This is a genomic window from Pseudostreptobacillus hongkongensis, from assembly GCF_001559795.1.
Classification (GTDB): Bacteria; Fusobacteriota; Fusobacteriia; order Fusobacteriales; family Leptotrichiaceae; genus Pseudostreptobacillus; species Pseudostreptobacillus hongkongensis.
In genome coordinates this window covers 1-12,541 of sequence record NZ_LOHY01000085.1, presented here as the reverse complement: position 1 = coordinate 12,541, position 12,541 = coordinate 1, and the positions used below count along the sequence as shown (strand labels likewise).

General features: G+C 26.3%; 11 protein-coding genes and 1 tRNA gene. 10 read left to right on the top strand and 2 right to left on the bottom strand.

What is annotated here, in order from left to right; genetic code table 11:
• Positions 1–1,123, top strand: a 1,123-nt coding sequence (gene gltS, locus AYC59_RS03480; protein WP_156445471.1) for a sodium/glutamate symporter, incomplete at its 5' end; no start/stop codon positions are given.
• A 33-nt stretch (positions 1,124–1,156) separates the two neighbouring features.
• Here the strand turns inward: gltS and aphA are convergent.
• Positions 1,157–1,885: an acid phosphatase AphA gene (aphA, locus tag AYC59_RS03475; protein WP_066895247.1), complete on the bottom strand. Its 729-nt coding sequence runs from the start codon at positions 1,883–1,885 to the stop codon at positions 1,157–1,159.
• 243 nt (positions 1,886–2,128) lie between these two features.
• On the opposite strand from aphA, the gene sppA reads away from it, so the two are divergent.
• Entirely contained in the window at positions 2,129–3,781 is a 1,653-nt protein-coding gene (gene sppA / locus AYC59_RS03470; protein ID WP_066895245.1) for a signal peptide peptidase SppA, read from the top strand.
• Positions 3,782–3,856: 75 nt separating this feature from the next.
• Here the strand turns inward: sppA and AYC59_RS03465 are convergent.
• Positions 3,857–3,931 (bottom strand) — tRNA-Gln (locus tag AYC59_RS03465).
• 368 nt (positions 3,932–4,299) lie between these two features.
• Between AYC59_RS03465 and AYC59_RS03460 the strand changes: the two genes are divergently transcribed.
• The 8 genes from AYC59_RS03460 to AYC59_RS03425 all read left to right on the top strand — a co-directional run bounded on the left by AYC59_RS03460 (position 4,300) and on the right by AYC59_RS03425 (position 12,383).
• Entirely contained in the window at positions 4,300–6,180 is a 1,881-nt protein-coding gene (locus tag AYC59_RS03460; RefSeq protein WP_066895243.1) for a BglG family transcription antiterminator, read from the top strand.
• 1 nt (position 6,181) lies between these two features.
• Positions 6,182–6,499: a PTS sugar transporter subunit IIA gene (locus tag AYC59_RS03455; RefSeq protein ID WP_066895241.1), complete on the top strand. Its 318-nt coding sequence runs from the start codon at positions 6,182–6,184 to the stop codon at positions 6,497–6,499.
• A 115-nt stretch (positions 6,500–6,614) separates the two neighbouring features.
• On the top strand, positions 6,615–6,917 hold the full coding sequence (locus AYC59_RS03450) for a PTS sugar transporter subunit IIB (RefSeq protein ID WP_066895239.1): 303 nt from the start codon (positions 6,615–6,617) through the stop codon (positions 6,915–6,917).
• A gap of 25 nt (positions 6,918–6,942) precedes the next feature.
• A complete protein-coding gene (locus tag AYC59_RS03445) occupies positions 6,943–8,259 on the top strand; it encodes a PTS sugar transporter subunit IIC (protein WP_066895237.1) in 1,317 nt (438 codons plus the stop codon).
• Positions 8,260–8,445: 186 nt separating this feature from the next.
• Entirely contained in the window at positions 8,446–8,886 is a 441-nt protein-coding gene (locus AYC59_RS03440; protein WP_066895235.1) for a DUF3284 domain-containing protein, read from the top strand.
• Positions 8,879–10,258: a glycoside hydrolase family 1 protein gene (locus AYC59_RS03435; RefSeq protein ID WP_066895233.1), complete on the top strand. Its 1,380-nt coding sequence runs from the start codon at positions 8,879–8,881 to the stop codon at positions 10,256–10,258. Before AYC59_RS03440 ends, AYC59_RS03435 begins: the two co-directional genes overlap by 8 nt.
• Positions 10,259–10,303: 45 nt before the next feature.
• Positions 10,304–11,446, top strand: coding sequence for a glycerate kinase (locus AYC59_RS03430; protein WP_066895231.1), 1,143 nt, complete (start codon positions 10,304–10,306; stop codon positions 11,444–11,446).
• Positions 11,421–12,383, top strand: a complete 963-nt coding sequence (locus tag AYC59_RS03425; RefSeq protein WP_066895229.1) for a type I phosphomannose isomerase catalytic subunit — start codon at positions 11,421–11,423, stop codon at positions 12,381–12,383. The genes AYC59_RS03430 and AYC59_RS03425 overlap by 26 nt, the downstream gene beginning before the upstream one ends.
• Positions 12,384–12,541 lie beyond the last annotated feature (158 nt).

The following is a 12,541-nucleotide window of genomic DNA, read 5'->3' as shown; positions in this document are numbered from 1 at the left end:
ATTTGTGAAGAACCTAAAATTAAAAAGAAAGATTAAAATATTCCAAAAATATTGTATACCTAATCCTGTAATAGGAGGATTTATATTTTCTATTCTTTCATTAATTTTAATGGAATTTAATATAGTTCAATTTAAATTTGATACAACTTTACAAACCTTTTTTATGATAATGTTTTTCACAAGTGTTGGATTTAATGCTAGTTTAAGCCTTTTAAAAAAAGGGGGATATAAAGTATTTTTATTCCTATTTGTATCAGTATTACTAATAATATTTCAAAATGTAGTAGCTGTTGCATTAGGTAAGATTATGGGTATAAATCCACTTATAGCATTGATGACAGGTTCAACACCTATGACAGGAGGGCATGGAACATCAACTGCAATAGCAGAAAGTTTAAATATTGACTTTGCTAAAAGTGTTGCCATAGCATCAGCTACATTTGGACTTATAGCAGGATCTATTATGGGTCCATCAATTTCTAAAAGTTTAATTAATAAATATGGTTTAAAAGGTAAAGAAAAATTTGAAGGATATGATATTGAAAATATAGACATACATGAATTAAATGATGAAAGATTTGCTAAGGCTTTCTTTATACTGTTATTATGTATGAGTTTTGGAACATTTTTAAATATGGGTCTAAAAATGATAGGATTAAATTTACCTGTATATATAGGTCCTATGTTAATTGCTGTGATTATAAGGAATATATCTGATTATGCTTATGATGAATTACCTTTAAAAGAAATACAAGTATTAGAAAATATATCTTTAAACTTATTCTTATCTATAGCCTTAATTTCTTTAAAATTATGGGAATTGTCATCACTTGCACTTCCTCTATTTGTATTATTAGCGGCTCAATGTGTACTGTCTTATTTATTCATAAGATACATAACATTTAATGTAATGGGTAGAAATTATGATGCTGCAATAATATCAGCAGGACATATAGGATTTGGAATGGGAGCAACACCAAATGCATTAGCAAATATGAAATCAGTAGAAGAAATTTATGGAGATTCTAAATTAGCATTTTTAGTAGTACCTATAGTAGGTGCACTGTTTATAGATTTTTTCAATGTAAGTATAATTACAATATTTATAGAAATATTCAGATAAATTAAAAGGAGGCATTGCCTCCTTTTAGTATTTTTACCAAGCTGAGTTGATTAAAACTTCTTCTCCGTATCCACCATTTAATTTTTGAGGATTAGTTGAGTTATATGCTCTTTGAACTCTTATTCCTCTGATTCCTAATTCTCTAGCTGCTAAGATATCATCATCGCTATCTCCATAGTGTAATGAAACATTATGTTTTTTCATGTAGAATGATTTATCATATTTGAATCCACCAGTAGGTGTATCAGCAGTATATTCTACGAATACTTCATTTGGCATATCAAAGAATCTTTGTAAAGTTTTTGATAATTTAGTTGAAGTATAGTTTTGATCTTTAGAGTGTTTAGTTCTTCCTGTGATGAAGAATACTTTATCTCCTCTTTCTAAGTGCATTTTTATTAAGTCGTAAGCTGATTGTTTAGGAATTGAATGTTCATCTCCCATTTCAGCAACATAATCCCAGAATTTTTGGTTGTATAAGTAGCTTATTTTTCCTCTTGGATCATTAGGTATTTGGAAGTAATCAATTCCATATCTGAAGTATCCACTTGAGTGAAGTAAAGTGTCATCTATATCAAAACTTACATTGATAGGTCCTTTACCTTCTAAACTTTTCTTAATATCATCAACAGATACAAAGTGAATAGGTTTTTGAGTTTTTTCTGTTGAATAAAATCCTTCATGAGTGTAAGGAACTTTTGGTCCTGCAGCAAATACAACTCCTGTACTTAAAACTGCTAAAGTTAAAAATAATTTTTTCATATTAGTTATAGTACGATATAAAATATCATACGCTCCTTTCTTAAACTTATCAATATATTATACCTTAAAATTTCAAAAAGTAAATAGTAAATTACAAAAAAAGAAAAGAAATTTAAAATTTATATTATAAAATTTGTTTATTTTCAACTTATCTAAACTGTTTTTTAAATAAAAAATCAAATAATTTTAAAACCTAAAAAAGTGTGATATAATATAGAAAAAGAAAGAAAGAGGTTAAAAATTATGTTGAAGTTAATATTAATTTCATTTTTAAATTCTATATTTAGTGCCTTGGTAATAATATTAATCTTATTATTAGCTGCTGCTTTAATATATGCTCAATTTAAACCTAGTGGGACTAAGAATATAAAATTAAAGAAAGTTAAAAAAATTGTTTTATCTGTAGAAGATTTGAACGAAGATATTTCAAATGGCTTTAGTTCAATATCATTTTATGATGTTAAGGAAGGATTGAAAAATCTTGCTAAAGAAAAGAACATTGAAGAGTTAATAATAGATATAGATAATACATCTTTTTCAAATACACAATTAGAAGAGTTAGAACCTGTATTTAAAGAAATATCTAAAAATATGAAAATTATTGCAATAGGTACAAATTATGGAAGTAATAATGATTATCTACTTGCATTAAATGCTAATGAAATATATATGTATAATTCTTACTCATCAAGTTTTAGTTTATCATATTATTCTAGAAAGATGCCATATTATAAGACTGTACTTAATAAATTAGGAATTAAAGTAAATATATTACATATAGGTACACATAAATCTGCAGGAGAAAATTTTAATAAAGATAAGATGAGTGAAGCTCAAAGAGAAACTTTGACAAGAATATATGAAAGACTTTATTTAAATTTAATAGAAAAAATTAAAGAAAAAAGAAATGTAGATTTATACGATGATATAATAAATGGAGATTTATTAATTGTTAACTATAAAAAAGCAAAAGAATTTGGATTAATAGATGGAGTTTCTAATTTTGATAAATTAAATATAGATTATTCTAAAGATACTATGGATTTCACAACTTATTTAGGTGAATATAAGAAGGAAAAAAATAAAAGTAAGAATGTTATCGCAGTTATTACAGCTGAAGGAACTATAACTCCTCAAAAATCTAATAAACCATATATATCATATGATAATATGTTAGAAAAAATTGAAAAAGTTCAAGAAATTGATAATTTAAAAGGAGTAATTTTAAGAGTAAATTCTCCTGGAGGTAGTGCATTAGAAGCTGAAAAAATATATAAAGAATTAAAAAATATAGAAGTACCTATATTTGTTTCTATGGGAGATCTTTGTGCAAGTGGAGGATACTATATCTCTACTGTATCAAGAAGACTTTATGCAAATCCATCAACATTAACAGGATCTATAGGTGTTGTAAGTATGTATCCTACATTAAATGAAACTCTTGAAAAAGTTGGTATTAATATAGAAACTGTAGGAAAATCAAAAAATAATGATTTATTTGATTTTAGATTACCACTTTCTGAAAGTTCTAAAGAAAAAATTATATCTTCTATGAAAGATATATACTTTGAGTTTAAATCTCATGTAATGAATGCAAGAATTATGACAGATAGCCAACTAGAACCATTAGCTGGAGGTAGAGTATGGTTAGGTGTTGAAGGAAAGGAAAATAACTTAGTAGATAAGGTTGGATCATTTGATGATTGCGTTAAAGGACTTGTAGAATATTTAAGATTAGAAGACTATAAATTAACATATGTTAATAATAGTGTTAATTTAAAAGATAAACTTCAAGGATTAAAACCTACATTAATTAGTGCAGAAATGGAAGAACATTTAAGATTTGTAATGGAAAACAAGAATAAAGTTATGGTCTATGAAGAAATAGAAATATAAAATAAGAGGAGATGTAATTAAACGACATCTCCTTGTTTTGTTAGGTATAAAAAAAATGCGACAAATCGCATAAAATGGTTGGGCTGGCTGGATTCGAACCAACGCATGGTAGAGTCAAAGTCTACTGCCTTACCGCTTGGCTACAGCCCATCAAGACTTTAATATAATAACACAAAAATAAAGATGTGTCAATAGAAAAATTATAAAATTGTACTTTAAATTTTCAATTGCAACTCATGTGATAAGTTTTTAAAGATTAATCGCAACCCATTGTATATATTTTTAATAATTTTATGATATAATTTATCTGATAGAGTTTAAATTCACGCTATCACATAATATAGCCCTTAATGATAATTTTTGTAGTGTTCTTTGACCATATTTAGCAACAAACATATCATTAGGGTTTTTTAATATATTTGTCATATATATGAAATAATATTCCGTATATATAAGGAAAAAGTGGTTGTTGAAAATTGATAAATTCGAGGTATAACATTAATGGAGGTGTTGTTAAGGTGGAAAAAGTATTAATTGAAATTTATAGAATTTTAAAAGATAAGCAATATCATAGTTCAATAGAAATAGCTAAATTTTTAAATATTTCAGATAGAACATGTAGAAAATATATTAAAGAACTAGATATCTTACTTAAAAAAAATGATATAAATATAATCTCACGTCCAAGATATGGATATATATTAGAAGGAGAAGTTTTAAAAGAAACAGAAATATTTAATACAAATAATATAAAAATACCTGTAACAGCAGAAGAAAGATATACATATTTGCTAGAACTATTGTTAAATACAGATAAGTATATTAAGTTGGAAGATATAAGTAATAAAATATATATAAGTTCTAGAACTATTTCTCAAGATTTGAAAAAAATTGAAAAGGATATAGAAAAATATAATCTTATTATAGATAGAAAACCTCATCATGGTTTAAAAATTAAAGGTGATGAATTAAATATAAGAAACTTGATGGTAGATAATATTGAGACAAAATTAAATGAAAATATGTATGTAGATGAAAAGGAAAAGAAATTAATAAATGATATAGCTGAAATATTAAATAAATATCTTAAAAAAAAGAAAATAAAAGTTGCCGATATAGCTTTACAAACATTTATTGTTTCTGTGTATGTAACTAATCAAAGAATAACTCTTGGTAAAGAAATAGAATTTATTGATATAGATAGAGAATTGTTTGAAAATAAGATAAGCCAAGTTAAAGAAATAAAAAAATACCTTGTAGAAGAATTAGGACTTGATATAGAGTTTAAGGAAACAGATATAGAATATCTTGCAATAAGATTTATGACTACAGAAACTATTACATATAAAAGTATACAGAATTCAAATGTAAAAGATATTCAAGAACTTATACAAGAAATAATATTTTATGTAAATGTAACATTTAAAATAGATCTTTCTGATGATGATACTTTATATAAAAATTTATACACTCATTTATTAGCTTTAGTTATTAGGATAAGATTTGGTATAAGAGTAAAAAATCCATTACTTGATGATATTAAACAAAATATGCCGCTTGCATACAATGTAGCAACTTATGTATCTAAAATAATATCAAAGAGATATAATAAAGAAATAACTGAAGCAGAAACAGCATATATAGCAGTAATTCTTTATATGAGTAAGGGATTAAACTCTAAAGATAATAATAAAAAGAATATTTTAATAGTTTGTCCAAGTGGAAGTGGTATATCTAAATTTTTAATTTATACATATAGCAATCTATTTTCTAAGTATGCTAATTTAATAAATTCATGTGGTGTTAATGAATTACTTGATGTTAATTTTGAAACAGTAGATGTAATATTTAGTTTAGTTGATATAGATTTTGAATTACCAAAACCAGTATACAAAATAGACTACTTTTTAAATGAAGAAGATATATCTAGGATCAAGAAAATACTTGAATTTGAAGAATCCTATTTAGAAAAAATATTTTTAAAAGACTTATTTACGTATATAGAAGAAGATATAACTAAAGATGAATTGATAAAAATAATGTCAAATAAGCTATCTAAAATAGACGGTATAGATAAGGATATTGAGAGTTTAATTCAAGAAAGAGAAAAACTAGGATTAACAGAAATAAGTGAAAAGGTAGCAATACCTCATCCAATCAAAGTCATTAAAGATGTTAATGTTGTTGGAGTATGTATATTGAAAAATAAGTTACTTTGGCAAAAGAATAAAGTTAATATAGTTTTATTTATGTGTGTGAATAATGGACATGGAGAAAATGAGATTGTATATAAAAAGCTTACGGGTATAATAAATAATGATAAACATATATTTAGTATATTAAGTAATCCAACATATGATAATTTTATAAATATATTAAATAAGATGGAGGAAGAATAATATGAATTATGAAGAATTAAGTGAAGTAGCTATGCAGATAATAGCAAATTCCGGTATGGCAAGATCAAGTGCAATGGAAGCTATACAAAATGCAAAACTTGGTGATTTTGAAAAAGCTGAAGAATGTTTAAAAGAATCAAATCAATATTACCTAGCAGCACATGAAATACAAACAGAATTAATAGTGAAAGAAACTAGTGATGAGGGTAGATTTGTATTGAATTTAATTATGGTACATGCACAAGATCATCTTACTATGGCTCTTTTAACTAAGGATAATGCTAAAGAATTTATAGATTTATATAAAAGGTTAAAATAGGTGATAAAGTGTTAGGTATTTCTGTATATCCATATAAAGAAGATATAGAAAAAACTATAGATTATATAAACGAATATACAAGATTTAAATTTGAAATTTAAGGAAGGTGAATACTATGATTAAAATATTATTAGTATGTAGTGCAGGAATGTCAACTAGCTTTTTAGTTGAAAAGATGAAAGGTGCGGCAAAAAGTAAAGGACTTGATGCAGAAATAAATGCAGTTGCTGAAGCCAGTGCTAAAGATTATGTAGGTAAAATTGATATATTACTACTTGGACCACAAGTTAAATATTTAGAATCATCAATGAAATCTATGTTTACAGACATACCTGTAAGTGTTATAAACTTTGTTGATTATGGATCAATGAATGGAGAAAAAGTTTTAAACACAGCATTAGAATTACTAGGAAAATAATAAAATATATAAGGAGAAAAAGATTATGGAAAAATTTATGAAATGGATGGAAGAAAAATTCGTTCCAGTAGCAGCAAAAATTTCATCTCAAAGACATTTAGTTGCTATTAGAGATTCATTTATCTCTATATTACCTATTACTATGGTAGGATCTGTTGCAGTTTTATTAAATGTTATATTTAGAGATTTACCAAATAACTATGGATTCCCAGGATTTGCAGAATTTATGGCTCCAGTTATATCAATAAATGGAGTAGTTTGGTTTGCATCTATTGCAATACTTTCATTAGTATTTATTATTAGTTTAGGGTATAACATAGCTAAATCTTACAATGTTAATGCACTTGCAGGAGCTTTAGTTGCTTTTGCATCATTCATTGCATTCTTACCTCAAGAAGCATCTTTTGATACAACTATTAATGAGGCTACAGTTCATGTTACACAATGGGGATATATTAATTTAGACTACCTAGGGGCAAAAGGATTATTCCCAGCAATGATAATAGGTATAGTAGCAGTTATAATCTATGCTAAATTAATGTTAAAAAATATAACTATTAAATTACCTGATTCAGTACCACCTGCAGTAAATAAAGCGTTTGTTTCAATTATACCAGGTGTTGTGGCTATATATGTTGCAGCTATAATTTCATTCTTAGTTGTTAAACTTACAGGATCATCATTAAATGATTTAATAGCTCAATATATACAAGCACCATTATTAGGATTATCTCAAGGAGCTTTCTCAGTTGTATTATTAGCATTCTTAGTACAATTATTCTGGTTCTTTGGATTACATGGACACAATGTATTAGGACCAATATTAGATGGTATTTACCAACCAGCATTAATAGCTAATATAGATCATATTAGTAAAGGTGGAACAGTAGATACATTACCATACATTTGGACAAGAGGATCATTTGATGCTTACCTTCAATTAGGTGGATCAGGAATGACTATGGCTTTAATTATTGCTATCTTATTATTCTCTAAGAGAGAAGATAGCCGTGCAGTTGCAAAACTTGGAACACCAATGGGAATATTTAATATTAATGAACCAATGATATTTGGTATGCCTATAGTATTAAATCCTCTATACTTAATTCCATTCTTACTTGCACCAACTGTAGGGGCAATAGTTGCTTATGTAGCTACAGTTTTAGGAATAGTTCCTCCAGTTTATGTTGCAGTTCCATGGGTATTACCTACAGGACTATATGCATTCTTTGCAACAGGTGGATCTATAATGGCTGCATTAATCGCTTTATTAAATCTATTTATAGCGTTTGTAATATGGACACCATTTGTATTAATTGCAAATAAAATGAAAGAAAAATAGTTGAAGGGGTGGTATTCCACCCTTTTTGCTTAAAAGGAGGACCAGATTGAAAACTTGGGGATTGTTTACAATAACATTAGGAACGATAGCTATAATCTCTTATCCTAGTAATTTAAAGATTATAAATATGTATATGGGTATTTTCTTAATAATAATGGGTACTATAATGTACTTTAGGGGGAAAAAATGACATTAGAAATAGAGCTTAAAATATCAGCAGAGGAAATGTATGATTTCTTAATAGACAATTTAAAAAGAGAAATAGGTAAAGAAACTTTACATGAAGGATTAACTTTTAAAAAAGAACTTACTACTAAAATGGGTAAAAAGGTAGAAAGTGAAGTAAAGGTTATAAAATTAGATAAAAATAAAGAATATACTTTGAAATATATAAATTATACAGGTGAAAATGAATTAAATTATAAAATAGAAAGTTTAGATGAGTATTTAATAAAATTAATATATAAAGAAGAGTATACTTCAGATTCATTCTTTAAAAAATATAACAATAAGATAATGGAAATGTTTTATTCATATTTTTTAAGAAAGAAAAGAATAAAAATGTTAAATAGTTTAGAAAATTATTTAATAAAGAAAAGAGAGGAAAAGGTGAAGAACAATGATTAATTTTCCTGAGGGATTTTTTTGGGGAAGTTCAATAAGTGCAGAACAAAGTGAAAGTAGAGTAAAAAATGATAATAAAGGTCTTACTACATGGGATAAATATTATGAATTAGAACCATATAAGTTTCATAATAACATAGGTCCTGATAAAACAACAGGTATTTATGAACAATATATAAGTGATATAGAATTACTTAAAAAAACAGGTCATACTGTTTTTAGAACTTCTATATCTTGGGCAAGACTTATACCGAATGGTACAGGCGAAATAAATCAAAAAGCAGTAGAATTCTATAAAGACTATTTCACAAAATTAAAAGAAAATGGTATAGAACCTATAGTTAATCTTTATCATTTTGATACACCTTTAAAACTTGAAGAAGAATTTGGTGGATTTGCAAGTAAAAAAGTTGTAGATGCATTTTCACAATATGCTAAAACTTGTTTTGAATTATTTGGAGATATAGTTAAAAAATGGGTAACATTTAATGAACCTATAGTATCTGTAGAAATGGGATATTTAAAACAATACCATTATCCTTTAGAAGTAGATTCTAAAAAAGCAGTTCAAGTTGCATATAATATAGCACTTGCTTCAGCTAAAGCAATTAGAGAATTCAAAAATATTGTAAAAGATGGTCAAATAGGTATTATACTTAATTTAACCCCTGCGTATCCAAGAAGTAATAATCTTTATGATTTAAAGGCAGCAGAAATAGCAGAACTATTTGCTAATAATTCTTTCCTTGACCCTGCAGTAAAAGGACAATATGATAAAAGACTTATAGATATTATTAAAAAACACGATTTATTACCAGAATACACACAAGAAGAATTGAATATTATAAGCCAAAATAAGGTAGATATATTAGGTATAAACTATTATCAACCTTTAAGAGTTGCGGCAAGAGCTTCTCTTCCTAATCCAGATGCACCATTTATGCCAGAATATTATTATGATTACTATAGTATGCCTGGTCGTAGAATGAATCCTCATAGAGGTTGGGAAATATATCCTAAAGGACTTTATGATATATCTAAAAATATTAAAGAAAACTACAATAATATACCTTGGTTTGTTGCTGAAAATGGTATGGGTGTAGAAGGTGAAGAAAAATATAGAGTAGATGGAATGATACAAGATGATTATAGAATAGAATTCTTTAAAGAACATTTAGAATGGTTACATAAAGGAATACAAGAAGGATCAAATTGTATGGGATATATTGTATGGACTACTATAGATTGTTGGTCATGGATGAATGCATATAAGAATAGATATGGTCTTATTGAACTTGAATATGACACACAAATTAGAAGAATAAAAAAATCTGGATATTGGTTTAATGAATTAAGTAAAAATAATGGGTTTTAAAATTTAAGTATGATATAATTAGATAAAAAGTATATTGAGGTATTTATGGAAATATTGTTAGCGCTTGACTCATTTAAAGGAAGTATAAGTTCAATAGATGTAGAAAATGTTATAGAAAAAACTATAAAAAAAATAGATGATAGTATAAATGTTATTAAAGTTCCTTTGGCAGATGGTGGTGAGGGGACTTTAGATGCAATAAAATATTCAAAGGATTGTATAATAGAAAATATAGAAGTAACGGGGGCAAATGGCAAGAAAATTATTGTTGATATAGCCTATATAGATTATGATACAGCTATTATTGAAGTAGCTAAAATTGTGGGATTATCAATTTTAAAAGATGATGAGAAAGATCCATATAAACTTACATCTTTAGGTGTAGGAGAGGCGATAAAATATCTTTTAGATAAGAATATCAAGAAAATATATATAGGTCTTGGAGGAAGTTCAATTAATGATGCAGGATTTGGTATGCTTTATGCTTTGGGGCTTAGATATTATTCTAAAGATAATAAAGAATTATCATACATGTTATCAGATATGGAAATTTTAGATAGGATAGATACAAGATATTTTGATAAAAGGATATTTGATAAAGAAATAATATTATTATCAGATGTTAATAATCCTTTATGTGGGAGTAACGGTGCAAGCTATATTTACGGACCTCAAAAAGGGTTGAAAGATGTAGAAAAAACAGATAAATTAATTAAAAAATTTGCATTAAAACTTTCGCCTGAATGTATAGAAAAAAGTGGAAGTGGTTCAGCTGGAGGATTAGGTTTTGCCTTTTTATACTGTAACGGTCATATGAAAAGTGGAATAAAAGAGATAATGGACATATTAAATATAGAAAGTATGATAAAAAAGGCAGACTATATAATAACTGGTGAAGGTAGAATAGATTCTCAAAGTTTAAATGGGAAATTGCCTATAGGGGTTGCTAGTATTGCTAAGAAATATAATAAGAAAGTGATAGCTATGGTAGGATCTAAGGAATTAAATTTAGATGAAGTATATAAGAATGGAATAGATTTAGTTTTAGATATAATTAATAAACCTATGAGTTTAGATTTTGCTATGGAAAATGTAGAAATATTGCTTGAAGATACGACTAAAACACTACTTCAGATTATATCTTTAATAGGAGGGAAAAACAATGAAACTATATCCAATGAAGTTTAAAAAAGTCCTTATACCTAAAGTATGGGGTGGAAGAAATTTAGAAGAAAAATTAAATATAGAATTACCAGAATCAGGAGATTATGGTGAATCTTGGGAAGTTTCATCTCATCCAAATGGTATGAGTATAGTAGAAAATGGAGATTTAAAAGGGAAAACTTTACAAGAATTATTTGATGAATATAAAGGAGAACTTGTAGGTGAAGAAATATATAAAAATCATCCAGACAGATTCCCTTTGCTTATAAAATATCTTGATGTTAATGACAGATTATCAATACAAGTTCACCCTAATGATGAAGTTGCATTAAAAAAACATAATGAATTAGGTAAATATGAATCTTGGTATATTATGTATGCAAGTGATGATGCTAAATTAATTATGGGAATGAAACCAGGTTTTAACAAAGAAAAGTTCTTAGAAAAAAGTAAAAATAATGATTTTTCAGATATGTTTAATGAAGTTTCAGTTAAATCAGGCGATATTATAGATGTAATACCAGGAACTGTTCATGCAAGTCTTACAGGAAGTGTAATATTTGCAGAGATTCAGGAAAATTCTGATATAACTTATAGAATATATGACTTTGATAGAATAGAAAAAAATGGTAAAAAAAGAGAACTACATTTAGATCTTGCAGCAGATGTAATAGATTTTGATAGAAAAATAAATATACTAGATACTAACTTTAAAGCTGGAGAAAAGAGAAAACAAATATCAGATACACCATATTATTCAATAGAAAAAATTAAAATTGAAGAAAATTTAAAAGATGAAAATTTTAATATGATAATATATTCTATTTTAAATGGTAAAGGAAAACTTTTCTATGAAGATCAAATTTTAGATTTAAATATGGGAGAAACAGTTTTAGTCCCTGCTAATGTAAAGGTAGAGGTAAAAGGGAATTTAGAGATATTAAGAAGTTTAGCAAAGTAAAATTAAAAAATAAATAAAATTAAAATTTAATTTTAAAAATAAGGTATTTTAAGGAGAGAAGATTTAATACATTTTCTCTCTTTTTATATCTTAAAAATTATTACTTTTTTAATAAAAAATTTTACTCAAATTGGCAATATTTTTGGTTCTTCACAAAT

Coding starts and splice junctions, on each gene's coding strand:
- aphA (WP_066895247.1), bottom strand. CDS start 1,885: ATGAAAAAATTATTTTTAACTTTAGCAGTTTTAAGTACAGGAGTTGTA.
- sppA (WP_066895245.1), top strand. CDS start 2,129: ATGTTGAAGTTAATATTAATTTCATTTTTAAATTCTATATTTAGTGCC.
- AYC59_RS03455 (WP_066895241.1), top strand. CDS start 6,182: ATGAATTATGAAGAATTAAGTGAAGTAGCTATGCAGATAATAGCAAAT.
- AYC59_RS03450 (WP_066895239.1), top strand. CDS start 6,615: ATGATTAAAATATTATTAGTATGTAGTGCAGGAATGTCAACTAGCTTT.
- AYC59_RS03445 (WP_066895237.1), top strand. CDS start 6,943: ATGGAAAAATTTATGAAATGGATGGAAGAAAAATTCGTTCCAGTAGCA.
- AYC59_RS03440 (WP_066895235.1), top strand. CDS start 8,446: ATGACATTAGAAATAGAGCTTAAAATATCAGCAGAGGAAATGTATGAT.
- AYC59_RS03435 (WP_066895233.1), top strand. CDS start 8,879: ATGATTAATTTTCCTGAGGGATTTTTTTGGGGAAGTTCAATAAGTGCA.
- AYC59_RS03430 (WP_066895231.1), top strand. CDS start 10,304: ATGGAAATATTGTTAGCGCTTGACTCATTTAAAGGAAGTATAAGTTCA.
- AYC59_RS03425 (WP_066895229.1), top strand. CDS start 11,421: ATGAAACTATATCCAATGAAGTTTAAAAAAGTCCTTATACCTAAAGTA.